Source organism: Labilibaculum manganireducens (assembly GCF_002843385.1).
Taxonomy (GTDB): Bacteria; Bacteroidota; Bacteroidia; order Bacteroidales; family Marinifilaceae; genus Labilibaculum; species Labilibaculum manganireducens.
In genome coordinates this window covers 60,805-84,953 of the sequence record NZ_MVDE01000002.1, presented here as the reverse complement: position 1 = coordinate 84,953, position 24,149 = coordinate 60,805, and the positions used below count along the sequence as shown (strand labels likewise).

23 protein-coding genes are annotated in these 24,149 nt (G+C 36.2%); 16 read left to right on the top strand and 7 right to left on the bottom strand.

What is annotated here, in order from left to right; genetic code table 11:
- Positions 1-44: 44 nt before the first annotated feature.
- Positions 45-308, top strand: coding sequence for an SEC-C metal-binding domain-containing protein (locus BZG01_RS01725; RefSeq protein ID WP_101308102.1), 264 nt, complete (start codon positions 45-47; stop codon positions 306-308).
- 69 nt (positions 309-377) lie between these two features.
- Here the strand turns inward: BZG01_RS01725 and BZG01_RS01720 are convergent, their stop codons facing one another.
- Positions 378-809, bottom strand: coding sequence for a c-type cytochrome (locus BZG01_RS01720; protein ID WP_180327170.1), 432 nt, complete (start codon positions 807-809; stop codon positions 378-380).
- Positions 810-1,108: 299 nt separating this feature from the next.
- Between BZG01_RS01720 and BZG01_RS01715 the strand changes: the two genes are divergently transcribed.
- The 9 genes from BZG01_RS01715 to BZG01_RS01675 all read left to right on the top strand — a co-directional run bounded on the left by BZG01_RS01715 (position 1,109) and on the right by BZG01_RS01675 (position 10,946).
- Positions 1,109-1,891, top strand: a complete 783-nt coding sequence (locus BZG01_RS01715) for an SCO family protein (RefSeq protein ID WP_101308100.1) — start codon at positions 1,109-1,111, stop codon at positions 1,889-1,891.
- A gap of 95 nt (positions 1,892-1,986) precedes the next feature.
- Positions 1,987-3,597 (top strand): cytochrome c oxidase subunit I, encoded by a 1,611-nt coding sequence (locus tag BZG01_RS01710; RefSeq protein ID WP_101308099.1) that lies wholly within the window; start codon positions 1,987-1,989, stop codon positions 3,595-3,597.
- Positions 3,590-4,204 (top strand): cytochrome c oxidase subunit 3 family protein, encoded by a 615-nt coding sequence (locus tag BZG01_RS01705; RefSeq protein WP_101308098.1) that lies wholly within the window; start codon positions 3,590-3,592, stop codon positions 4,202-4,204. Before BZG01_RS01710 ends, BZG01_RS01705 begins: the two co-directional genes overlap by 8 nt.
- A gap of 10 nt (positions 4,205-4,214) precedes the next feature.
- Positions 4,215-4,502 carry a cytochrome C oxidase subunit IV family protein gene (locus tag BZG01_RS01700; RefSeq protein ID WP_101308097.1) on the top strand — a complete coding sequence of 96 codons (288 nt, stop codon included), beginning with the start codon at positions 4,215-4,217 and terminating at the stop codon, positions 4,500-4,502.
- A 3-nt stretch (positions 4,503-4,505) separates the two neighbouring features.
- The gene (gene coxB, locus BZG01_RS01695; protein ID WP_101308096.1) at positions 4,506-5,450 is read left to right on the top strand and encodes a cytochrome c oxidase subunit II; all 945 of its coding nucleotides are present in this window, start codon (positions 4,506-4,508) and stop codon (positions 5,448-5,450) included.
- A 13-nt stretch (positions 5,451-5,463) separates the two neighbouring features.
- Positions 5,464-6,330: a protoheme IX farnesyltransferase gene (locus BZG01_RS01690; protein WP_143470809.1), complete on the top strand. Its 867-nt coding sequence runs from the start codon at positions 5,464-5,466 to the stop codon at positions 6,328-6,330.
- 377 nt (positions 6,331-6,707) lie between these two features.
- A complete protein-coding gene (locus BZG01_RS21745; RefSeq protein ID WP_218972979.1) occupies positions 6,708-7,025 on the top strand; it encodes a cation transporter in 318 nt (105 codons plus the stop codon).
- A gap of 1,175 nt (positions 7,026-8,200) precedes the next feature.
- Positions 8,201-10,105, top strand: coding sequence for an AbiJ-related protein (locus BZG01_RS01680; protein WP_101308094.1), 1,905 nt, complete (start codon positions 8,201-8,203; stop codon positions 10,103-10,105).
- Positions 10,092-10,946 carry a hypothetical protein gene (locus BZG01_RS01675; protein ID WP_101308093.1) on the top strand — a complete coding sequence of 285 codons (855 nt, stop codon included), beginning with the start codon at positions 10,092-10,094 and terminating at the stop codon, positions 10,944-10,946. The genes BZG01_RS01680 and BZG01_RS01675 overlap by 14 nt, the downstream gene beginning before the upstream one ends.
- Before the next feature lie 129 nt (positions 10,947-11,075).
- Here BZG01_RS01675 and BZG01_RS01670 read toward each other — a convergent pair whose 3' ends face one another.
- From BZG01_RS01670 to BZG01_RS01645, 6 genes are all read right to left on the bottom strand, one after another.
- The gene (locus tag BZG01_RS01670; protein ID WP_101308092.1) at positions 11,076-11,642 is read right to left on the bottom strand and encodes a c-type cytochrome; all 567 of its coding nucleotides are present in this window, start codon (positions 11,640-11,642) and stop codon (positions 11,076-11,078) included.
- A 25-nt stretch (positions 11,643-11,667) separates the two neighbouring features.
- A complete protein-coding gene (locus BZG01_RS01665; protein WP_143470808.1) occupies positions 11,668-12,831 on the bottom strand; it encodes a V-type ATP synthase subunit I domain-containing protein in 1,164 nt (387 codons plus the stop codon).
- Between the two features lie 20 nt (positions 12,832-12,851).
- Positions 12,852-13,373 (bottom strand): DUF3341 domain-containing protein, encoded by a 522-nt coding sequence (locus BZG01_RS01660; protein WP_101308090.1) that lies wholly within the window; start codon positions 13,371-13,373, stop codon positions 12,852-12,854.
- A 195-nt stretch (positions 13,374-13,568) separates the two neighbouring features.
- A complete protein-coding gene (gene nrfD / locus BZG01_RS01655; protein ID WP_101308089.1) occupies positions 13,569-14,948 on the bottom strand; it encodes an NrfD/PsrC family molybdoenzyme membrane anchor subunit in 1,380 nt (459 codons plus the stop codon).
- A gap of 10 nt (positions 14,949-14,958) precedes the next feature.
- Positions 14,959-17,943, bottom strand: coding sequence for a Fe-S-cluster-containing hydrogenase (locus BZG01_RS01650; RefSeq protein ID WP_101308088.1), 2,985 nt, complete (start codon positions 17,941-17,943; stop codon positions 14,959-14,961).
- Between the two features lie 62 nt (positions 17,944-18,005).
- On the bottom strand, positions 18,006-19,160 hold the full coding sequence (locus BZG01_RS01645) for a cytochrome c3 family protein (RefSeq protein WP_101308087.1): 1,155 nt from the start codon (positions 19,158-19,160) through the stop codon (positions 18,006-18,008).
- Between the two features lie 553 nt (positions 19,161-19,713).
- Between BZG01_RS01645 and BZG01_RS01640 the strand changes: the two genes are divergently transcribed.
- The 6 genes from BZG01_RS01640 (at position 19,714) to BZG01_RS01615 (ending at position 24,070) form a co-directional block, all read left to right on the top strand.
- On the top strand, positions 19,714-20,781 hold the full coding sequence (locus BZG01_RS01640) for a hypothetical protein (protein ID WP_101308086.1): 1,068 nt from the start codon (positions 19,714-19,716) through the stop codon (positions 20,779-20,781).
- Positions 20,781-21,197 carry a hypothetical protein gene (locus BZG01_RS01635; protein WP_101308085.1) on the top strand — a complete coding sequence of 139 codons (417 nt, stop codon included), beginning with the start codon at positions 20,781-20,783 and terminating at the stop codon, positions 21,195-21,197. Before BZG01_RS01640 ends, BZG01_RS01635 begins: the two co-directional genes overlap by 1 nt.
- Positions 21,197-21,610 (top strand): hypothetical protein, encoded by a 414-nt coding sequence (locus BZG01_RS01630; RefSeq protein ID WP_101308084.1) that lies wholly within the window; start codon positions 21,197-21,199, stop codon positions 21,608-21,610. The genes BZG01_RS01635 and BZG01_RS01630 overlap by 1 nt, the downstream gene beginning before the upstream one ends.
- A complete protein-coding gene (locus tag BZG01_RS01625) occupies positions 21,610-22,023 on the top strand; it encodes a hypothetical protein (RefSeq protein ID WP_180327169.1) in 414 nt (137 codons plus the stop codon). Before BZG01_RS01630 ends, BZG01_RS01625 begins: the two co-directional genes overlap by 1 nt.
- Positions 22,023-22,436, top strand: a complete 414-nt coding sequence (locus tag BZG01_RS01620) for a hypothetical protein (protein ID WP_143470807.1) — start codon at positions 22,023-22,025, stop codon at positions 22,434-22,436. The genes BZG01_RS01625 and BZG01_RS01620 overlap by 1 nt, the downstream gene beginning before the upstream one ends.
- Before the next feature lie 155 nt (positions 22,437-22,591).
- A complete protein-coding gene (locus tag BZG01_RS01615) occupies positions 22,592-24,070 on the top strand; it encodes a rhomboid family intramembrane serine protease (RefSeq protein WP_101308081.1) in 1,479 nt (492 codons plus the stop codon).
- The last annotated feature ends 79 nt before the right edge of the window (positions 24,071-24,149 follow it).

Genomic DNA, 24,149 nt, shown 5'->3' with positions numbered 1-24,149 from the left:
TAAATTAAGGGGAACCTAACTTTTACTAAAGATATTCCAGCACTATGAAAAAAATACTTAACAATTTGTTGACATTTTTCAACACTGAAAATGACGATACCTTTTATTATGTAAGAATTGAACGTAACGATAAATGTTTCTGCAACAGCGGTAAAAAATACAAAGCCTGCCATTATCCTGATCATCAGAAAAAAAGTAGAGTTGCCGTTAAAAAAATTAGTGAAACTACCGGAGAAGAACAAATTAAGGTTCTAAGTGTAAAACGCCTTCGTAAAGAATATTATCGTGTAAAATCGAATGTAAATTAAACGATCTGTGCTTTTGGCTCATGGCTTTACCTATTCCCTATAACTCAAATACCATAGCCAAAAGCTCATTTATCTTTCCACTGCCTCAATCTGTTCCAAAGAAACCTGACCGTAATTGTTTCCCCAGGAATTCAGAATATAATTAAACACTGCGACCAATTCCTTATCGGTTAAACCGGATGCTGGCATTAAACTATTGTATTTAATACCATTTACTTTAATGGGTTTATTGCTTCCGAATTTTACCATTTTTATGGCATCTTCCGTATGTTTCTTCAAGTAATCGGAATTAGCCAGGGGTGGATAAAATTTCTCAATACCACTACCCGTTTTCATATGACAGTTCATGCACTTGGCTCTATACAATTGAGCACCATTTTCCATTTCAGATGCTGGTATTTCGGCACTCACAACTTCTTTCTTTGCCGGTTTCTTATCCGATCCTACGCAGGAGGTTAAAAAAAATACAATTATCAAAAATATTACGTTCAATTTATTCATATTCATTATTCTTTTTTAGATCCAGTAAAAATAGTAAACACACAGTGCATTTTCAAAATTATTTCACATTCTAAATAGCTAACTACCGCAAAAAAAGCCAATTAACCATAAGAACCCATCAAATATTTTTATATATTTATAAAGACCTGAGTAATGATTACCATATAATTACCCCAATTATCTCCTTAACTCTAAAACATGGAGGACTATTTATGAAACGACCATGCAAAAAGCCTTACAACGAGAGAATGAGTGTAATTTGGGAGTTCCATATGACAAAAACTTAAAATTATAATCATATGAAATTAAAACTTACTGTTTCTTTTCTGCTAATCTTGATTACTTCATTGTCCTTTAGCCAAGGTGTCAAGGATTTGTATTACGACATGGAAGTTGGAGTTATAGAAAATCTTAACGACACCGTTCCGCAGAACATACAATTAACCAACGAAGCCGGTGAATTGGTCTTTTTAAAAGATCAGATTGATAAACCTACAGCAATTGTATTTGTCTATTTCCGTTGCCCGGGAATCTGCAGCCCTCTTATGGACGGTTTGGCTGATGTCATTCAAAAAAGTGATTTGGAAATCGCCAAAGATTATCAAGTCATCACAATTAGTTTTGATCCTGCAGAAACTTATGATTTGGCAGTTAAAAAGAAAAACAATTACAAGTCCTTAATTAAAGGTAAAAACACGCAAGAGGGCTGGAAATTCTATACCGGCGACAGCCTGAATATTGCTAAAGCAACAAAAGCATTGGGCTTTAGATATAAAAAAGTAGGCAACGAATACACACACGCTGCTACTGTTATTGTGACAAGTCCCGATGGAAAAATCACCCGCTATTTAAATGGCACCTACTTTTTGCCTTTTGAGTTTAAACTGGCTATTATGGAAGCTTCTAAAGGCCAGGCAGGACCAACTATCAACAAAATACTTCAATATTGCTATTCCTACGATCCGGTAGGACAAGCCTACGTTTTAAATATTACCAAAATAACCGGAGCCATTATATTGATAATGGGATTGATTGTTTTTCTATTATTGGTGTTTGTGAAAACAAAAAGAAAACAACAATAATACAAACCACAAATCCTCAGATCAATACAAATACGATCTGTCAGAATTTGTGAAATCTTTGCTTCTAATTAAGATAAAAAATTAACACAATACATATGTCTGATACCGTAATTCAAAACCCTGAACCAAATTACCTTGAATATCAAGGACGGTACAAAGGAATATTTGCATGGATTTTCTCAACAGATCACAAACGAATTGGCTTATTGTATTTATACAGTATGCTGGTGCTTTTTAGTGTTGCAGCTATTCTGGGTCTGTTAATGAAAATAGAGCTGATTGCACCCGGAAAAACCATTATGGATGCCCAGACTTACAACAGCTTTTTTACCCTTCACGGGATAACCATGATTTTTTTAATTGTAGTTCCCGGCTTACCTGCTGTGTTTGGAAATTTTTTTCTGCCTCTGATGATTGGAGCGAAAGATGTGGCATTTCCCAAGCTCAATCTTTTGTCGTGGTGGATCTATATTTTAGGTGCGGCCGTTGCTCTTTCGGCTCAGTTTTTTGGTGATGGACCTCCGGATACCGGCTGGACATTTTACGCTCCCTACAGTTTTAGAACAGGAACAAATATGCTCCCTGCAGTTACCGGAGCGTTTATCCTGGGATTTTCCTCTATTGCTACAGGACTCAACTTTATCGTAACTATTCACAGAATGAGGGCACCAGGTATGGCTTGGATGAAAATGCCTCTTTTCCCATGGGCTATATACGGAACAAGCTGGATTCAAGTACTGGCAACACCAATTGTAGGTATTACATTATTAATGATTGTACTGGAACGTACCCTGCAAATCGGTTTTTTCGATCCTGCTTTGGGTGGCGATCCAATCTTATATCAGCATTTATTCTGGATTTACTCCCACCCTGCCGTTTACATCATGATATTGCCGGCAATGGGCGTCATTTCAGAAATTATTCCAACATTTGCGCGAAAAACTATTTTTGGTTACAAAGCAATTGTTGTATCTACTTTAGCAATTGCATTTGTAGGCTACTTTGTTTGGGGACATCACATGTTTACATCCGGAATGAGTGGAACGGCCTTGTATACATTTTCGATTCTTACATTTTTGGTAGCCATACCCAGTGCTATTAAAATATTCAATTGGGTGGCTACCCTTCATAAAGCGTCCATCGATATTCAAACGCCTTTCTTATGGGCTCTTTGTTTTCTTTTTGTTTTTATGATTGGCGGACTGTCCGGAATGGTGCTTGGTGCTTTATCGGCGAATGTTCATTTGCACGATACTGCATTTGTTGTTGCTCACTTTCACTTTATTGTTTTTGGAGGTACCGGATATGCATTTTTTGGAGCTCTGCACTATTGGTATCCTAAAATGTTTGGAAGAATGTACGACAAAGGCTGGGCAAATATTGGTTTGGCAGTATTCTTTACTGGCTTTAACACTCTTTATCTTCCGATGTTTTATTTAGGAATGATTGGAATGCCCCGCAGGTATTACGACTATGTTGAAGAATTTCACGGACCAAATATTGTATCCTCATTTGGAGCCATGCTCATGATTTCCGGTTTAATCATTATCATCACCAATCTGGTTCGATCGGCCCGAAAAGGAGAAATTGCAGAAGCCGATCCCTGGAAAGGAAAAACACTTGAATGGACAGTTGCCAGTCCTCCGCCTTTAGAGAATTTTGCGGAAATACCAGTAGTAACGAAACGACCATACGACTATGAGTAATCACGCACACATTGATGAACACCGGGACGATGAAGGTGCTAAAACAGGAATGTGGATCTTCATATTTACTGAATTGATCCTTTTTGGCGGACTGTTTATTGTTTATTCGGTATACCGTTACTTAAACCCGGCGGCTTTTCATTTGGCTGCCGAAGAGCTGGATACTTTTATTGGCACAGCAAATACTGTAATTCTACTTATCAGCAGTATGACAATTGCCATGTCTATCAGTGCCATACAATATCAGAATAAAAAACTTACGTTGATATTAATGGGTGTTACCATTTTACTGGCTGTGGCATTTATGGTGAATAAATATTTTGAATGGAGTGGAAAAATATCACATGGAATTTATCCCGGCAGCCCAACACTGATGGAAGCCAGCCAGGGAGAAATCCTCTTTTTTGGTTTGTACTATGCCATGACCGGTCTTCATGCCCTGCACATTATTATTGGCGTAGCTTTTATTGCCTATGTTATGAGACTGGTAGTAAAAGATGAAGTTCAACACGACAATTTCACAATACTTGAAAACAGTGGTTTGTATTGGCATTTGGTCGATTTAATCTGGATTTTCCTTTTCCCCTTATTCTACCTAATCACTTAATTGTACTGCTATGGAAAAAGAACAACACACCCACATTGTAAAATACAAAACCTATGTATTTGTTTTGATTGCTTTGCTTTTCATGACGTTTACATCAGTTGCCATAACCAGTCTTAATTTAGGTCCGTACACAGTTTCAGCAGCTTTACTGCTGGCTGGTTGTAAATCCTTATTGGTATTACTGATTTTCATGCATCTTAAATTCGATAAAAAGTTCTATGCCATAATGGCAGCCAGCGTATTTTTACTGCTGGGCTGTGTTATTTTTATTACATTCTTAGACTACTTATACCGATAGCTTATGACTTCTAAAGCAATACCCGATGCTTCTAATTTTGTGAAAGGTGTAGATACTTCTTTCGAAGTGATATTGGGAATCATTTTCTTTTTCCTCATCGCCATCACAGCTACCATGATTTACTTTGTATTTCGATACCGCAAAGAAAAAAATCCGGTCGCTACTCAAATCCACGGAAGTGTAAGTCTTGAAATAATATGGACCGTGATCCCAACAATATTGGTGATGGTGATGTTCTACTACGGCTGGATGGGTTACAAACCAATGAAGGAAGTTCCTGACGATGCTTTTGTAGTTAAAAGCGTTGGCAGAATGTGGAACTGGCAATTCGAATACGAAAACGGCAAAAGAACAGACACTCTGTATGTTCCTTTAAATCGTGCTGTAAAATTGGATTTGAAGGCTCTGGATGTAATACATAGTTTGTACATTCCTTCGTTTAGACTAAAGCAGGATGTTGTTCCCGGAAAAAAACAAATGATGTGGTTCATACCCGGCCGCGAAGGCGAATACGATTTGTTTTGCACAGAATATTGCGGCTTGAGACATTCCTCTATGCAAACATCTGTGATTGTAATGCCACAGGATAAATTCGACAGCTGGTATATTGACACAACTAAAACCGCTCCTCTTATTTCTGATAAACCCGGGGCTTTAGGCTTAATCATTGTAAAAAAGAATGGTTGTCTGGCCTGTCACTCGCTCGATGGATCGAAGTTGGTTGGCCCCAGCTGGAAAGGTTTATTCGGCAAAACAGAAACGGTTATTACCAACGGACAATCACGAGAAATAAATGTAGACACTGCCTATGTAATCAACTCCGTTTACAATCCTAACGATGATGTTGTAAAGGGTTTTAATAAAGGCTTGATGCTGTCCTATAAAAATGAATTAACAGAAGATGATATCGGCGAAATAATTGAATTTATGAAGACTCTAAGTGATTAACAAAAGCCAGCACATGAACATATCCTCTAAAATATCTACCCTTTTTGAATTAGGAAAAATTAAAATTGCTGTTCCAATAGCCATTTCCTGTTTCACGGGATATTTATTGTATGCGCCGGAATTTTCATTGAATATGGCTTATGTGGTGTTGGGTATTTTTTTGATTGTGGCCGGTGCATCTGCCTTAAATCACATTCAGGAACACAAAAAAGATGCATTAATGAACCGCACCAAATTCCGGCCAATCCCCTCAGGAAAAATCAGCATTTCGGAAGCAGTAAAATGGAGTGTTTTCTTTTTACTTTCGGGTTGCGGTTTACTAGCATTAGGAGGAACTACCGAAAGTTTATGGCTGGCCATTTTCTCCATCTTTTGGTACAATCTGGTATATACTCCATTAAAACAAATTTCGGCATTTGCCGTTGTTCCCGGAGCGTTAAGCGGTGCATTTCCACCAATGATTGGTTACGCAGCAGCAGGCGGTAATTTTTTAGACTGGCCAATTTTAGCCCTGTCGTTTTTCTTCTTTATTGGTCAGATTCCGCACTTTTGGCTCTTGTTGCTGCTCTATGGCGAAGATTATAAAAAAGGAGGCTTTAAAGTACTGACTGATGTGTTTAGCGTAAAACAAATTCACAACATCACATTAATATGGATGCTGGCAACAATAATGGTTGCTTTGCTGCTTCCCATCTTTGATGTTCTCTCATCGAAAATTCTGATTTGGTCTCTACTGGCCCTATCCTTATGGATTATTCCAAACAGTTTTATCCTTTTAAAAAACTACGACAGAATAACGGTTCGAAAATTATTTTTGCGCCTGAATCTATATTTCCTGATCATCATGATCCTAATCAGCATCGATAAACTTTACTTTTAGAACTACTCTTAACACTCAAATATTACATTTCTTGCTCAAAAGTTTTATTGTAAACATAAAGCACCCCTCTGTCCTTCGGACATCTCCCATTAAAATGGGAGAAAACTTCACAACCGAGACCTTCCCATCTTGAGGGGAAGTGCCGATCCCGACACGTCGGGAAAAGGGTGTTAAATCTTGAAATTATTTTTTTCACTCCACTAGATGTAAATTAAAGAGTAGCCTTTTGAGGAGAAACCCGGCAGGGAGAGGGGTGCAATCAGAAACTAAAAACACAGCTATGCAAAACTACAGCCCCATTATTGTTATCGCAACCTATAAACTAGACATTTACATCAATCCTTTTTATATTTACAATTCAACTAAACCCTGTTAAAATGAGAAAAATTCTAATAGTAGTATTTGCAGTTGGTTTTTTAACTGCTTGTCAGTCGAATACTAAAAAAGCAGAGAGTACAAAAACAGAAACAACACAAGTTGTTGACTATGAAACAATGGAACTAACCGTAACCGGGATGACCTGCACGGGCTGCGAAAACACAATTAAAAATGGTTTGAAACAAATTGATGGTGTTGTTGAAGTGGAAGCTTCCCATACAAACAATAAGGTTACCATTAAGGTGGAAAAAGATAAAGTTACCCATGAAGAAATAGCCCAGCAAATTGAAGCCATTGGCTATAGTGTTGAGAAGTAAAATAAGATGCTGCGAATCTGTATTACAAAAACATCTTTGAGGACAAAGATGTTTTTTCTTTTACCCATTTAGGGAAAGCATGAAAAATTGAGTTTTTGCCCCATGCTAATTGTAGCAAAGCCTGAAAACCTCAGTTTTGACACAATGTACTCAGTACAAAGCTTAAAAACCTGGGTTTTGACTCAATGTACTCAGTACAAAGCTTAAAAACTTGGGTTTTGACTCAATGTACTGAGTACAAAGCCTAAAAACTTGGGTTTTGACTCAATGTACTGAGTACAAAGCCTAAAAACTTGAGTTTTCACTCTATAACTATTTAGTGAAAGTACGAAAACTTGAGTTTTAACCCCATGACTATTTAGTGAAAGCATGAAAACTTGAGCTTTCACTCAATAACTATTTAGTGAAAGCATGAAAACTTGAGTTTTCACTCTATAACTATTTAGTGAAAGCACGAAATGAAATTTTGAAAACTCAATAAATACAAAAACAAATCAGTCTCTGGATTATTTTAATTTCAGTGGCCTAAAGCCAAACTGCAATAGATAAAAAAATACAAAGCTTTTGCTGATTAAAAGAGAAAAGTTCAGCATCTATTGCTTTGCTTTTTTCAAATTCAACTCTGACAGGACCTTCGGACTCTGTCAGGATTTCATTTACTTAAAATAACCTGTCAGAGTCGATAGACCTGACAGAGTTTCAGGCAACTGATAATTGAAAATACAAATGATTGAAGAAGTGAAATCAAACAAATGCAAAACATCTATTGCTGTTGCTTTTAAGCAACTGATATTATAAAAGTAATAAACAGGCTTTAGTCACATAAAATAAATAATACCGCAAGATGCTGAAACAACACAAAGCAAATAGGAAAAAGCAGTTCCCTTTTTGATTCTCGCCCCAGATAAAAAAGCCTTTTTTAGGCAATTATTCTTTAGGCCTGCAAGTTGGCAGCTTTGACAGCCTGAATCATCAGTTCGATTTACTACTTTAGTAAAGCTTTTACCGATGAGATGTATTAAGATCGATAAAAGAAATATAAATGTACATAGACATTCAAAAACGTTATGCCTCATTCTAGGGGAAAGGTGAATAAGTATTAATTGTAAATAATATGAGCCAAAATAATGTCATTCACGCAGAATTTGATTGCCATTAGAAATTCAAAATAATAAATGATACCAAAACATATAAAGAAACAAACATTCGATAAAGTATTGAGTCTACCCACCTTTTTGGGTAATTATGATGATAGAATTATAAATTTTCTAGAAAAAATATGGGACTTACGTTCTATGCCTTCAGAAGATTCTCGTTATAAAGACGCTAAGGGTGATGCCTACCAGCATTTAGTAAATAATGATGATTGGACATTGGAAGAAACTTTTATTGACAGATTTCGGTTAATTGATGATGATGAAATGTACTTTATTTCATTTCTAGAATTAGTTGTATCTCCTGAAGTTCGTATTGACAAAGATGATATCGAATTATATGTTGGAAATTTAAATTACATTTTATCTAGAGCAACTCTTAAATTAGTTATATCTGATTATTTTGAGAATCTTCCAGTTTATAAAATTAAAGAAGGCCTAGATACAATAGGTTTACCTGTAGATATTAAGGAGAATTCTATCCCTTTTTATTTATCAAGTTTCCAAAAAGAGAAAACATTTCCTTGTTTTGTATTAGATAATGGTTTTTGGAATGATTATGACTATTATAGTCAATTTTATCTTGATTATTGTGCAGATGATAGATCATCAATTAGGATTGGTGAAGTTAAGATTCACAAAAAAGGTGAAATGATTACTAACGAACATTTATCTGAAAAATTTTATACATTATCTAAAGATTTTTGTTCCTTAGGCCAGTCATTTAATTACTACTCAAATTTACAGAAGACTATAGGTAATCAATATCAAAGTGTATTTCTTGCATTGCGTGATTCAGCATTATTTCCGAAAATTGCTGAAGAGTTTGAAGAAGAGAGAGGTTTTGTTAAATCTTTAATTAGAGTCAACACTGCAGAAAAAATATTACGTACTGTTAGATTTTCAATAGCAGGTATTGATATAAAAGATAGATATAAATTCACTTATGACATTACTCTTCCATATGCAACGAATAGTATTGATTTAAGTTTTCACTTTGAAGATGATAACCCTTGGAATACAAATAGAGTTTACGCACTAATTGGAAAAAATGGTTCCGGTAAAACTACGTTTCTTACCGAGTTAGCAAACGAATTATCACTTACTGAACCTAAAAATATAAGCCCACACAAACCTTTATTTGCTAAAATATTTACAATTTCTTATAGCTTTTTTGATCATTTCAAATTACCAGAAGCTAATCTTGCATACAATTATTCTTACTGTGGACTAAAGAAAAGCGATGGGATTTGGTTAACTGAAGAAGAACTTAAACAACGTTTTTTAGAATCAGTAAATATTATAAATGAAAGAGATTTAGATACAATTTGGTACAGAATATTAAAATCATTTCTTACGGTAGACATGTTAGATTTAGCATTCGAAGATACTCACGAATTCAATGTTTCTAATTTTTCAATATTTTATAGGCAATTAAGTTCTGGTCAGAATATCCTATTATTTGTGTTAACTGAAGTTATTGCACAGATCAGATTAAACTCATTGATTCTTTTTGATGAACCAGAAACACATTTACATCCTAATGCTATAAGTCAATTAATGAATACAATTTTTAAATTGACTGAAAAATTTGAATCATTTTGTATAATAGGAACACATTCACCATTAGTTGTTCAGGAGATACCATCTCGAAATGTAATTATAATTGAAAGAAATGAATCCATAGCTCAAATTAGACATCTTGAACAGGAATCATTTGGTGAGAACCTAACTGTTATAACTGAAGAAGTATTTGGTCGTAGAGAAGTTGATAAATATCATACGTCATTATTAAAAGATATGATCTCAAGTGGTAAGTCATTTGAAGACATTATTTCTCATATAGAATCTGATGATGTGCCTATTAGTCTAAATCTGAGGTTATTTATTAAAGCATTAATTCAACAAAAACATGAAAAATCTTAAATCTTATCCTCATAATTCCATAGATGTTCATTTAAATGCTGTTAAAAGGAAGAATGCTAGTGATTCGAAAGAAAATTTAATCCATATTGAAAATAATGTGCGTAAAGATTATTTAGACTACGATGTACACTTTAGTGAAAATGATATAGAAAATATTCCTAAGCGTCAATTCTATATTCCGTTTAAACTCGATTTACAAAGTCTTTATAATTTTCAAAGCAAAACAATAATCGACGTAAGAGGTCATATTGAGAAATTACAAGAAAGGACTATACGATATACTTGCCAAAACTGTACAATTAATAGCGCTAATACCTTAGATCATGTTCTGCCACAAGGTGAGTTTCCTGAATTCATTGTAAATCCCAAAAATTTATTCCCCTGTTGTTCTCAATGTAATTCATACAAGAATAAATATTTAGAGAGTAATGGTATAAAACTGTTTCTAAACTTGTATTTAGATAATCTTCCCAATGAGCAATACCTTTTTGTAAAGTTTGAATTTGATGATAATAATGAAATTGACTTTGAATATTTTCTTTTTAATAAATATGAGATAAATGTTGACACGTTCGCATTAATAAAAAGTCATTTCGAAAAGCTTTATTTATTGGAGAGAATGAGACTAAAAGCAAATGAAGATTATTCTGAGATTGAAAATTTAATTTTATGTGGTCTCAATAAATTATCAATAGATTTCATTTTTGATGAGATCAAGCAAAACATTATTAACGATCAAAAAGCATATGGTTTCAATCATTGGAAGTGTGTTTTGAAGCTTGCATTAATCAATGATGATAGATTTAAAAAATATATACAAGAAAAAAGAACGAAGGCATAATCGAGTAAATGGTCCCGACTAATATAGTTGGGATGCACCTCTCCCACGACTAAACACTTCGCGTGCTCAGCCTAAACCAAGTGTGCTTATTCCTAAAATAAATCTCAAGCTAATTCATAAGATCCCGCCCTACTTTTGTCCTTGCAGATCCACTTTTATGTACTCAATAATTTTCCATCTGTCGGCTTGCTTAATTTGAGCGCCATGAGCGCCCATAACCCCAAAACCAACGGTTATTACATGGAAAATCTCGCCACGGGGAGTTGTTTTCATCACATCAGTAACCAAGCTTCTGGGCTGAAATGGATATTTGCCGCTCGTAAACAGATATCCTTGTCCATCGCCTTTCTCACCATGACAATGGATGCAGTAAATCCCGAAAAGTTTCTTTCCTCTCTGCACATCATCAGCGGTCATTTCGTTGAGATTAAAGATATTTTCGCCCGCCCAAATTCTTTCTTCCGGCGTTTTTTCAAAATGGTAAGGAATCATTTCTCTGGGAATAGTTCCCTCTGCCGGCAAACGCAAACTCGAACCGTCTTCAAAATTTGGATTCTCGGAATAAGGTTCAAAAGCACGCGATTGTACCATATCCGGGAAATAGGAATAACCCGGATGGTTCCGGTCTTTATCGCAGGATGCCAACAAAACCACAACTACCAATAAAGCACTACAACAGGATACGAATTTTTGCATAACAATTTCTTTTTGGGGTCATGAATCAGGTTTCGTAATGAAAGCTTTCTTCGAGTAAAGGATCATTTTTACTTAACAGCGTCGCTTTGGCTAAAGAGCTTAAGACGACAAACAAGAAGCCTCCCAGATACAAACACACAAATCCAATTTCCGTTAAACCAATTTGAGCAGTTTTACCGATTGTTCCGGGAATTACCAGTAAATAGATATTCAACCATTGCCCAATCAAGACTATCACCGCCATAATCGATAACCACTTTAAATTTCGTTTCGAATTCCGGGTCATTAATCCCAGAAATGGAATTACAAAATTAAGAACCAAAATGGTGAAAAACAGAATGGTATGATCGTGTAGTCGTGGTGCAAAATAGGCCGTTTCTTCAGGAATGTGACTGTACCAGATTAACAGATACTGAGAGAACCACAAATACATCCAAAATATACTAAATGCAAACAGGTATTTTCCCATGTCGTGAATGTGTTCTTTGTTGATAAATTCCAAATGGCCTTTCCATTTCAGAAAACTGATAAAAAGGACAATGGCAGCAATGCCAATCTCAAAAAGACCAATAAAAATAAACCATCCGTAAAGGGTACTGTACCAATGTGCATCAATAGACATTAACCAATCCCAGCTCATGGCAGAACTTGATACGGCAAAGAAAACCATAAATAATGCGCCCAGTAACTTTCCCTTTTTATAGTATTTGATATCTGTAGATAAATCCTGCTGCAAGGAATTTTTTCGCAGCAAGCGCGTCAGCCATATCCAAACACCAAAATAAACCGCCATTCGGATGAAAAAGAACGGGATATTTAAATAGGCAGCTTTCCCCTCCAATACCGGATCGTGTAATCCCTCGTGGGACCAATGATAGATATCATGCATGCCGAAGTACAAAAGGAACATTAAAATTGCTGATACCGGCAGAAATGATGCGAAGGCCTCGGGAATACGCTGCAATGCGGTATGCCATCCGGAATAAGCTATTTTGTGCAATGCCTGAAAAACACCTCCAAACAAAGCAATGAACAGGAAAAACAGGTTGTTAATTAAAATATTTGTCCAAAATCGCTGACCGTTGGGGGCTTCTATTAAATACCCAAGCAGCAACAATAGAATTCCGAATCCTCCTGCTGCAAGCAGTGCAATTTGCGCTTTTCGGGAAAATGTATAATTCTTGTCCATCACCATATGGTTTATGCGGTTTACAATTCAATCTCCTTAACTTGTATGTTCATTGCGTCTTCCTTCTCCAAAATGCCTTTCACAACAGCATCCTGACTGCCTGCCTCATCCAGATCTACTATAATCACAAAACGATCGTTGGTACTTCGTTCGTCGTGAATCACATTGTTCGCTCCGGGTCCGAGTTTCGAACGAATAAAGAATGCTGCTGCCATTCCAAAAGAGGCAAACAAAACCGTCAGTTCAAAAGTGATCGGGATAAAGGAAGGAATCGCGAAATGAGGCTTTCCTCCAATAAATAAGGGATAATCAACCGTAAAAGCCCAGGTTTGAAAGCCAAAAGCTACGGCCAGACCTATTCCCCCGCAAATAAATGCCACAGTTGGCAAATTTGATCGTTTGAATCCCAATGCATGATCCAAGCCATGAACCGGGAAAGGAGTTAAAACATCCTGAATGGAAACATCCTGAGCCCGCAATTCCCTAGTCGCGCGGAGAAGATTCTCCTCATCTTCAAAATAGGCTGAAATATATCTTTTCATCTGTTTATAATTTTTATGCAGTTGTCAGATGGAACTTACCATACAATCATCTCCCTGTGTGTAGAAAGCTTTATAAATGGACGTTTCATCTGTTCATAATTTTAAGTTTTTGCCATATAGCCTGTCCCGAACTTGTTTCGGGAGAACTCGCCAAATAATCATCTCCCTGTGCGGAAAGCTTTATACATGGACGTTTCATGATGATTCGTTTTTATCCATATTTATAAATTTCTCTCCTGAACTTTTCATTACAGTCTTCACCTCGGCAATTGCAATTACCGGGAATACCCGAATAAACAGCAGGAAACAAGTAAAAAACAAACCTAATGTTCCGATAAATATTCCTACTTCCACAATAGTCGGACTGTACATCGACCAACTTGACGGCAGATAATCGCGGTGCAAAGAGGTTACGATAATTACAAACCGTTCGAACCACATACCAATGTTGATGAAAATGGAAAGAACAAAGGTAAATGCCAGATTCCGTCTCAGTTTTTTGAACCAAAGCAGTTGGGGCGAAATCACATTACAGGTCATCATGATTGCGTAGGCCCACCAATAAGGCCCGGTTGCCCGGTTCAGAAATGCATACTGCTCATATTCCACGCCCGAATACCAGGCAATAAATAGTTCGGTGATGTAGGCAATCCCCACAATAGATCCGGTTGCGATAATAATTTTATTCATCGATTCAACATGCCCAACCGTAATGTAGCTTTCCAGATTTAGTACTTTCCGTGTAATGATTAATAGTGTGAGCACCATCGCAAAGCCAGAAAATATGGCTCCGGAAACAAAATAGGGCGGGAAAATTGTTGTGTGCCATCCCGGAATTATCGAAGTTGCAAAATCGGCACTTACAATACTGTGAACCGAAAGTACAAGCGGTGCAGCCAATCCTGCCAGTACCAAACTCATGGTTTCGTGCCTGCTCCAGTGTCTGGCAGATCCTGTCCATCCAAAACTTAAAAATCCGTAAACCGCTTTCTTAAATTTCGATTTCACTTTGTCGCGGATGGTTCCGATATCAGGTATTAAACCAACATACCAAAACAAAAGAGAAACACTAAAATAAGTACTGATTGCAAATACATCCCACAGCAGTGGTGAGTTGAAATTTACCCAAAGACCACGCGTATTTGGATAAGGAAACACAAAGAAACCCAGCAGCGGACGGCCCATATGAATTAAGGGAAACAAACCGGCACACATTACAGCAAAAAGAGTCATTGCCTCGGCAGACCGATTGATACTTGTTCTCCATTTTTGGCGAAACAATAATAGAATGGCTGAAATAAACGTGCCTGCATGACCGATTCCTACCCACCACACAAAATTGGTAATTCCCCAACCCCATCCTATGGTTTTGTTCAATCCCCACGTTCCGATTCCCTGCCAAATGGTCCAACCCATCATGGCTAAGCCGAAAAACAAGGCCGATAAAGTAATTGCAATTCCAGCATACCAAGCCTTCCCCGCCTTTCCTTCAATTGGAGCAGAAATTTCGTCGGTAATCTTTTGATACGTTTTTTTCCCCGTGATTAATGGTTCACGAATTGGCGACACATACATAAGCGTGGTTTTATGAATTGTTCGTTTCTTTATTTCTAATCTTTGTTAGATAACTTACCGATGGCAGTGTATGAATCTCCTCCAGCAAATGGTAATTTCGCTTGCCCGAAGTTTCTTTTACTACCTGACTGTCCTTATCGTTTAAATCTCCAAATATGATTGCTCCGGCAGGACAGGCTTGCTGACAAGCTGTTTTTATTTCGCCGTCCCGAGGCCTTCTTCCGTCAATTTTTGCATTCAATTTCCCTTCCTGAATTCGCTGCACGCACATAGAGCATTTCTCAATCACTCCTTTTGCCCGCACGGTAACGTCCGGATTCAAAACCATTCGTTTTAAATCGATCGTCATGTCAGCCACATCGTGCAGGTTATTTGGAATCGAATCTGCTTTCGTAAAATCAAACCAATTGAACCGACGCACTTTATACGGACAGTTATTTCCGCAGTAACGAGTCCCGATGCAACGGTTATAGATCATTTGATTCAGTCCTTCGCTGCTGTGAGTGGTGGCCGCTACCGGACAAACATTCTCGCAAGGTGCATTGTCGCAATGCTGACACATTACCGGTTGAAAAGAAACGTCCGGATTCAATTCACTGCCTGAAAAATATCTGTCGATACGAATCCATGACATTTCATGTGCCCGAATCACCTCTTTTTTACCAACTACAGGCACATTATTTTCTGCCTGACAGGCAATGGAACAGGCACCGCAGCCAACACATGAATTTAAATCGACAACCAATCCCCAATGATGATTTGGAAAATTTGGTTTCTTATAGATACCTGCATTCTCATATTCCTGATGCGATTCATTTCCGGCCGCCGGATCTTTTAAATATTCGCCTAATGAAGCTTCACGAACAATTGCTCTTCCCTCCATCGAATGATGAGTTTGAGTCATTGCCAATTCATACTTTTCTTCTGTTTTTGTTAGTTCAACCCCCGTCGAAAAATCTACTCTGTAATTATCTTTTATATGAGATAATCCAGAAACATTAACTCCTACATTCTTACCAACTACTCCGCAATCTGTCCTGCCATAACCTAAAGCAACTGCAGCAGTATTGTATGCTTGTCCCGGTAAAATATATACAGGCAGCTTTACTCCTGAATTCAACTCCACCACATCACCTGTTTCTAAACGCATTTCTTCCGCTTGTTTTGGTGATACAGTCAAATAATTGTCCCAACAAATTTTCGTTACCGGATCGGGAAGTTCCTGAATCCATGGATTGTTTGCCATTTTTCCATCGCCCATGGCTGAGCTTTCATATACCTGAAGCTCAAAACCAGAAGATTTTGGTGCATTTGCAATGCTATTAATCAATTCGCCAATGCCATCCAACTTAAATTTGGTATCGAAAACCGATTTTGTTTTGGGTTCAAAAACTCCTTGTTGTAAGCTGTTGTTCCAAAAACCGGTAAAGTTTGGATAGACCGTTTGCAACGGATATAATTTCTCTTCCCAGTAATTCTTTATAAATTTTAAATAGTCAGTTTCCTGCCCCGACCATGCAAGCAAAGTAGATTGAAATTGCCGGGTATTGAATAACGGACGAATTCCCGGCTGCATCAGACTGTAACGGCTTGTTTTAGGTTCCAAATCATTCCAGCTTTCTATAAAATGATTATCAGGAGCTGCATATTTAAAACGACCACTGGTTTCATTGGGAGCCATATCCAGTGACACCGAAAATGGCACTTTATCTATTGCCTTTCCGAATTCCTCCCCCTTAAAATAATCGTATACCGGATTTACACCGTAAGAGAACAAAGCTTTCACCTTACCCGAATTCAGATCAGTAAGCAATTGCTCCATATCCGGATCAACCGCTTGTTTGGTCAGTATTTGTTTATCAATCCGCAAGGTTGTTCCGTAATTTTCCAACTCGTAATTAATCCCATTGATTAAGATCTGAATATTCAAATCATTCTCACCTGCAACAACCAATGATTTCCCTTTATTTGCCCACAGTTCTTTTGCCAATTCATGAATATCTTCGTTGGTGTCAATTATAGAATAGGAATCCAGACCTTTCAATTTGAGTATTTCATTGTACAATTGAGCAACAAGCAAAGTTTGTTCGGAAGGTTTTACCGGAATCCGATAATCAGCATTACTGCCGGTTAAGGACAAACGCGATTCAAACTGAATGTGTCGTGACATATTCGTATTTCCATCGCTCAATTTGCGTTTTTTGGTGTACTGACGAATGTGTTCAACAGGCATCAGCCAATTTCCCAAAAAATCAGCATCAAAACTCACAATTACATCTGCATAATCGAAACGGTAATCGCAAACACCTGCTTTCCCAAAACACATTTCGTTCGCCTTTATCAATGCAGATGCAGATCGGTTATCGTACTGTATCCATTTCACATTGGGATAAGATTTTAAAAATGTATTGATCACAGCCTTTGTGGATGGACTGTAAATAGTTGGTGTAAGCAATACAGCCTCCCCGTTACTTTCTTTTAGCTGATTTAATTGCTGAATAATGTCTTGATCCAACTCCTCCCAGGAAATTTTGGTATCGCCTTTCATCGGATTTTTATAACGGCTGGTATCGTACAATCCCAAAATGGAAGCCTGAACCCTTGCACTTGTGCCTCCATAAGTAACCGACGACAAATCGTTGCCTTCAATTTTTATTGGACGGCCTTCTCGGGTTTTAATCAGAATACTGCAATATTCACTGCCATTTACATAGGATGATGCATAATAATTTGCTTTCCCCGGAGTGATTTCTTCAGGTTTAATCAGGTATGGAATGGCCTTTTGAACAGAATTTTCGCAACTTGCCAACACGGTACTTATTGCCAGACTGTATCCGCAAAGCTTCAGAAAATCACGACGGTTCGATTGTGATTTTTCATTCCCGTTATCAAATATATCGAGTATTTGTTCCAGATTCCCCTTAGGCAAAATTTGCTTTTCGGAAGTTTCTGATCCATTTTTACGTTCGGCAAGACTTTTCCAATGTTTCTTCATAGATAAACGGTTATCAATAGGTAAAATGCAATGCAACAGGGCAATAATTGGCTTCTACAATCCTAATAATGACATCGGGCACATTCCCTTCCTCCAATATCAGTAACTCTAACACTGTCAATAACTCCTGCTGCCAAATCTTCGTGCAGTTTTTTAAAGCCATTGGAATAATATCCATTGGCCTGAAAATCAACAGCTGTTTTATCATGACAATCCAAACACCAGCCCATCGACAAATCTTCAACTTGCTTAATTACATCCATCTCTTCAACAGGGCCATGGCATTCCTGACATTCTCTTTTTCCCACATTAGCATGCTGGGCATGACTGAAAAAAACATGATCGGGCAACTGATGAATCCGAACCCATTCTACAGAAGTATTATTTTCTACTGCCTTGATAATTTTGTTAATTTCGAATTTCCCTGAATTAGGTCCTTCCCTTACAATAATATGGCAGTTCATACAAAGGTTTACATGAGGAATTCCTGCAGATTTGCTTTCGTCGGCTGTTGTATGACAATATCTGCAATCAATTTTATTCCCGGTAACATGAACTTTATGAGAAAACTTAATGGGCTGTGCCGGTTGGTAATTTTGTTTGCGTCCCAAAGCCATAGCTCCATCAGCCAACATATTTATCTGGTATCCAAAAGCAAGTACAAAAATTAGTATTGGAATAAATTTATATTTGATTTTTTTTGTGAAGAACAAATCAATTAAAGCCATAGTAAGTAAGGCACCCAAAAAGAAAAAAACAATCAGGTTATTTACCTTAGGTTTGGCTTCATGGAGAGTATCCTCTTTTAATTGAACGAGATATGATTTTATATATCCCAGTTCCTCATCCGAATAAGTATATCCTACATGCGATGCCTCCATTTTCTTCCCCAACGGGCTCATCAATACAGACTTGAATTCTGCAATTGATTTATCAGCATAGGTTCCGGCAATATCCATCGCGGAAGGATTCCAATTCAGCGTATCGATGTATTCAATATTGTGACAGGAAACACAGGATGTTACATCCGTTTTAATTCTGGTTAAGCCTTTAAAAAGACGTTCTCCCCTTTTCCCGGAGTTTAGAAAATAGTTAAAATGATGATGATCATTTTCAGCAACATGAGTGCTGTCGGCTTCAATTGCAAGAAGCGCAGGAGGACTAAATAACAGAAAAAGTATAATCAGGGCATAAAAAAATCCGTAGGGTCTACTCATAAGTAAGGTATTTGATACAGATTAGGGTTATATAACAGCCAATAATGAAAATACAAATCAAAATACGAAACCCTTATCTGACAAATCCTACTGCAATCCAACCATTCTATATTAAGGTAGCTGAGCTCACTTTCTTCGTAACTTCCTCGCTCTCTACCAAATATAATAATTTAAACGAATAAATCATATTCATTCACATAATGAAACACAAATAGAAGCAACAATAGATAGGGATTTAAATGTCTTTTTATTAATGTTTATAAATGGTACATGAATTCTGAAAAAAAAACAGAATTGGCCTAATTCAGAAATGATTTGAATATGAATGAAATTTTACCTCTTTTATACTAAAATCCGAAATGGAATAAAGAGCCGTTTTAATTTCAGAACACCTTTAACACGACTTTGAATCATTTAATAAATAAACATTGCAATTAATTATTGCAAAACTACATCCCGCTTATGGTATCATGTAATTATTTTTCATAAATTTGATTTTTATTAAAAATATAGTTTATACTATTAACCAGCAGAATGATTTTAATCAAAAAAAATGTCAGGAAAATTAAATAATTTGCAACAGTTTGTTCAAAATGCTGCTGATACAGCCTGGAGAGCAAGCCAGAACAATTCACAATATGACCCAAATCCTACTGGATTTGGACAGCACCTTGAATTTACATTGCAAGCAAGAAGCGGAGAATTATCTCGACTTTTAAACGAAATTGCAGAAGATGAACTCAATCAGGTAGACAAATCACCTGAACCTATTGACTTTACCAAATTCGTTCGGATTTCTAATCGTGAATTTAATCACAAGGAGGTATTTGTAGGTGATAAATGGGTGCTGGTTCCTAATGATGCCAACATCCGTTTTGATGCAAGAACAGATAGTTATGCAGGTACTGTTCAGGCTTCCTTCAATCTAACAATTAGTCACAATGGAGATACTGCTACTTATACCTCGAGTGAAACTTACCAGCAATACCAAAGCAACAAACCATTAGTAGACAACGAACAACTATTGGTTAAGGGCCAAAACCTAAGACTAAATGATGGTGAACTAGATTGGATGCGGTTAGGTGCAGGAGTTTACGGAGTCGCCGACAAAAGCGCGAATACTGCAAATAATTTCAGATCGTTATATGATTGTCGCACTAAAGATTTTAAACGAAAATACACTTACAAACTATCAAAAATAGCCCCAAAAGCAGGAAAGTCTGGAGAAATATTTCAGAGCTTAGAAAAATTTGCTAAAAAAACAAAACATCTAGGTAAATTATGTAATATTATAACATTCGGAACACTCCTATATGAATATAATACAGACACGTGGGATGCACACTCTTTCGTAAATGCAGGTTTATTAGCTGTGAGTATTATTGCAGTATCCGCTGCATCCGCTCCTATTGTAACAGGAATTGCCATTTACGGATTACTTGACCTTGTTTTTGATGTAAGTGGAGGTATTGATGATATTTTTGGCCGAGACTCCAATTTTTGGAACAATCAAGCAATCGAAAGCTATCCAACTGAACTTTTACCCTTATTTAATGAAGCTCGAATTGACAATACATATGTAGCTCCACAATTCATTAAACCTCTAAATTTTAAAGACTGATGATGAAAATTCTATTTAAACCATTACTCGCCGCCAATTATTGCGCTGCCAAATGGATTGTTAACAAAAAATTACCCAAACGAGTAATTCCTACTGCTCTACATACCTTTACAACTCCTTTTGCTTTTTTATCTGCAGGAATATATTGTGTCGTTATAGGATCTATTGAGTTTAAATTTAAAACCTTCACACCAATCTTCATTGGACTAGCAATTGTAATGCTTAGTGTTTCCCTTTACATAGAAAAAAAAGCGAAAAATTCTATTGAAAGATGGGGGATTAAAAAAGAATACAAAAGCTTAAGTAAAAATCAACGACAAAACAGAAATACTTTTGCATTTCTATTCTTTTGGGCAAGCATTATTTTGTCTTTTTATTTGGGAGTAACGTTTACTGGAGGATATTTAGTAAAATAATGAAATTGCTATTTAAATATTTATTATCAGCAAATTACAGTTTTGCCAAAAGATGGGTCAATAAAAAAATGACTCAACAAATACTTCCTGCTACAATACATACTTTTACTACTCCATTTGCATTTATAGCTGCAGGCTTATACTGCACTGTTATAGGCACAATTGATTATAAATTTAAAACTTTCCTACCTATATTTATTGGATTAGGAATAGTAATGCTAGGAGTTTCCTTTTACATCGAAAAAAAAGCAAAAAAAGCAATTTACAAATGGGATATAGAGAAAGAATATAAATCTCTAAACAAAAGCCAACGATCCAATAGAAATACTTTTGCATTTCTATTCTTTTGGGCAGGCTTTGCTTTGTCTGTTTATTTAATAATAACTTTTACTGAAGGATATTTAGTAAAATGATGAAATTTCTATTTAAACCATTACTCGCCGCCAATTATTGCGCTGCCAAATGGATCGTTAACAAAAATTTACCACAACGAGTAATTCCTACTGCCCTACATACCTTCACCTCACCTTTTGCTTTTTTATCTGCAGGAATATATTGTGTCATCTTAGGATCTATTGATTATAAATTTAAAACATTCACTCCAATCTTCATTGGATTAGGAATTGTTATGCTTAGTGTTTCCTTTTTTGTGGAAAAAAAGGCAAAAAATTCTATAGAAAGATGGGGGATTAAAAAAGAATACAAAAGCTTAAGTAAAAATCAACGACAAAACAGAAATACTTTTGCATTCCTCTTCTTTTGGGCAGGCTTTGCTTTGTCTGTTTATTTAATAATAACTTTTACTGAAGGATATTTAGTAAAATGATGAAATTTCTATTTAAATATTTGTTATCCGCAAACTACAGTTTTGCCAAAAGATGGGTGAATGAAAAAATGCCCCAACAAATACTTCCTGCTGCAATACATACTTTTACAACTCCATTTACATTTGTCCTTGGTGGCTTGTATTTCGCTTTTATTGGGTCTATTAATTACAAATTTGAGACCTACACCCCAATTTTCATTGGACTACTGATTGTTCTACTCCCAACTTCTATTCCGATAGAGAGAAAAGCAAAAAAGGCAATTTCTAAATGGGGATTAGAAAAAGAATATAAATCTCTAAACAAAACCCAACGATCCAATAGAAATACTTTTGCATTCCTATTCTTCTTTGGAGGACTTGCTCTTTTCTTTTATCTAGGCGTAACATATTTTAGTGGATATTCATTGAAATAAAGACTAATGATGAAATTTCTATTTAAACCATTACTCACGGCCAACTATTTTCCGATAATAACCTGAATAACACCAAAAAAAAGTACGACAATAAAAAACATAACGAACAAAATAATTGCATTTTTTTTTCGAACCCATTATAAAAAACAAAAAATATGGCATTTGGATTTCCACCTAAACACAAAGAAATTTTTCAGCTTGATAATATTGACAAAGAGCATTATTTACTATTTGCCATAGAAACAGCCAAGCAACTTAATTGGGATGTAAGTTTTATAAATGAAAGTGGATTTGTTGCTTACACAAACTTTTCGATGGTTTCGTGGAGCGAGGAGGTAAATATAACTATTGAAGAAAAATCAGTAACAATCAAAAGTGCATGCACGAGTATACAGATTTTCGACTGGGGAAAAAACAAGAAAAATATAAATCTTTTTGTGTCAAAATTCGAAGAGGTAAAAAATACAATGTCACAGGAAGATATTAATTCTAAATTAATAGAACTATGGCAAAAGAATCCGAGAACAGAAAACAATGCCCTAAGCAAACCGCCATCTACATCTAAAAATAAACTAACTGGTTTCTTTTCTGTTTTTAAGCCTACCAAAGATTATTTTGTTACTCCAATATTGCTTCTTACTACCATCTCTATTTTCCTGATCATGGTATTATCCGGCGTTAATTTTTTTGCCCCTAGCGGCGAAAGTCTTTTAAATTGGGGTGCTAATTTTAAACCGATGACCTTAGATGGACAATGGTGGAGATTATTCACAGCTATTTTTTTACACATTGGAATCTTCCATTTACTGATGAATATGTACGCATTAGTCTACATTGGCCTTTTATTAGAGCCTTATCTTGGCAAAACCAGGTTTATTGGCGCATACCTACTCACAGGTATTGCTTCAAGCATAGCAAGTCTATGGTATCACGACATCACGATTAGTGCAGGAGCTTCAGGAGCAATTTTTGGATTATACGGTGTTTTTCTTGCTCTTCTCACTACCAATCTTCTTGATAAATCAGTGAAAAAGGCATTCATGACAAGTATTTTAGTATTTGTGGGTTACAATATAGTAAACGGATTAAAGCCCGATAGTGGCATTGACAATGCCGCACATATTGGAGGTCTTCTTAGCGGATTCATAATTGGATACGCCTTTGTTCCAAGCCTAAAAAACTTCGAATCTAAAAAGTTGAAACTTTCTACAATTACTGCATTGACAGTTATAACTCTACTTTCATCTATATTGGTGTACAAAATCCTGCCTAATGATATTGGTAAGTATGAAAAAGAAATACAGCAATTTGTAAGTATGGAAGCAAAAGCATTAGAAGTCTTTAATTTACCAGATGACACATCTGAAGAGCAATATATTGATGAGTTTACAAAGCATGGAATTTACTATTGGAATGAAAATATAAAATTGCTTGACAGCTTTAAAGAATTAGACTTGCCAGCACACATCAGAACCCGAAATTTGATACTAAGAGAATATTGCGAACTTAGAATAAAAAGTTATGAATTTGTATGTAAATCTATTGAAGAAGATACTGATGCATATGAAATTGCAATAGATGACTGCAACAAAAAAATGGAAAAAATAATCTCAACCTTGACCAATTTGCAATAGAAAAAACATTCCAAAATAGAATCTTAATGACATCCAAAAAGGGCATCCTCCTAAAAGAATGCCCTTTTATTTTCAATAT

Excerpts from the sequence above, each read along its gene's own strand:
- BZG01_RS01725 (WP_101308102.1), top strand. The coding sequence starts at position 45 with ATGAAAAAAATACTTAACAATTTGTTGACATTTTTCAACACTGAAAAT.
- BZG01_RS01720 (WP_180327170.1), bottom strand. The coding sequence starts at position 809 with ATGAATAAATTGAACGTAATATTTTTGATAATTGTATTTTTTTTAACC.
- BZG01_RS01715 (WP_101308100.1), top strand. The coding sequence starts at position 1,109 with ATGAAATTAAAACTTACTGTTTCTTTTCTGCTAATCTTGATTACTTCA.
- BZG01_RS01710 (WP_101308099.1), top strand. The coding sequence starts at position 1,987 with ATGTCTGATACCGTAATTCAAAACCCTGAACCAAATTACCTTGAATAT.
- BZG01_RS01705 (WP_101308098.1), top strand. The coding sequence starts at position 3,590 with ATGAGTAATCACGCACACATTGATGAACACCGGGACGATGAAGGTGCT.
- BZG01_RS01700 (WP_101308097.1), top strand. The coding sequence starts at position 4,215 with ATGGAAAAAGAACAACACACCCACATTGTAAAATACAAAACCTATGTA.
- coxB (WP_101308096.1), top strand. The coding sequence starts at position 4,506 with ATGACTTCTAAAGCAATACCCGATGCTTCTAATTTTGTGAAAGGTGTA.
- BZG01_RS01690 (WP_143470809.1), top strand. The coding sequence starts at position 5,464 with ATGAACATATCCTCTAAAATATCTACCCTTTTTGAATTAGGAAAAATT.
- BZG01_RS21745 (WP_218972979.1), top strand. The coding sequence starts at position 6,708 with ATGAGAAAAATTCTAATAGTAGTATTTGCAGTTGGTTTTTTAACTGCT.
- BZG01_RS01680 (WP_101308094.1), top strand. The coding sequence starts at position 8,201 with ATGATACCAAAACATATAAAGAAACAAACATTCGATAAAGTATTGAGT.
- BZG01_RS01675 (WP_101308093.1), top strand. The coding sequence starts at position 10,092 with ATGAAAAATCTTAAATCTTATCCTCATAATTCCATAGATGTTCATTTA.
- BZG01_RS01670 (WP_101308092.1), bottom strand. The coding sequence starts at position 11,642 with ATGCAAAAATTCGTATCCTGTTGTAGTGCTTTATTGGTAGTTGTGGTT.
- BZG01_RS01665 (WP_143470808.1), bottom strand. The coding sequence starts at position 12,831 with ATGGACAAGAATTATACATTTTCCCGAAAAGCGCAAATTGCACTGCTT.
- BZG01_RS01660 (WP_101308090.1), bottom strand. The coding sequence starts at position 13,373 with ATGAAAAGATATATTTCAGCCTATTTTGAAGATGAGGAGAATCTTCTC.
- nrfD (WP_101308089.1), bottom strand. The coding sequence starts at position 14,948 with ATGTATGTGTCGCCAATTCGTGAACCATTAATCACGGGGAAAAAAACG.
- BZG01_RS01650 (WP_101308088.1), bottom strand. The coding sequence starts at position 17,943 with ATGAAGAAACATTGGAAAAGTCTTGCCGAACGTAAAAATGGATCAGAA.
- BZG01_RS01645 (WP_101308087.1), bottom strand. The coding sequence starts at position 19,160 with ATGAGTAGACCCTACGGATTTTTTTATGCCCTGATTATACTTTTTCTG.
- BZG01_RS01640 (WP_101308086.1), top strand. The coding sequence starts at position 19,714 with ATGTCAGGAAAATTAAATAATTTGCAACAGTTTGTTCAAAATGCTGCT.
- BZG01_RS01635 (WP_101308085.1), top strand. The coding sequence starts at position 20,781 with ATGATGAAAATTCTATTTAAACCATTACTCGCCGCCAATTATTGCGCT.
- BZG01_RS01630 (WP_101308084.1), top strand. The coding sequence starts at position 21,197 with ATGAAATTGCTATTTAAATATTTATTATCAGCAAATTACAGTTTTGCC.
- BZG01_RS01625 (WP_180327169.1), top strand. The coding sequence starts at position 21,610 with ATGAAATTTCTATTTAAACCATTACTCGCCGCCAATTATTGCGCTGCC.
- BZG01_RS01620 (WP_143470807.1), top strand. The coding sequence starts at position 22,023 with ATGAAATTTCTATTTAAATATTTGTTATCCGCAAACTACAGTTTTGCC.
- BZG01_RS01615 (WP_101308081.1), top strand. The coding sequence starts at position 22,592 with ATGGCATTTGGATTTCCACCTAAACACAAAGAAATTTTTCAGCTTGAT.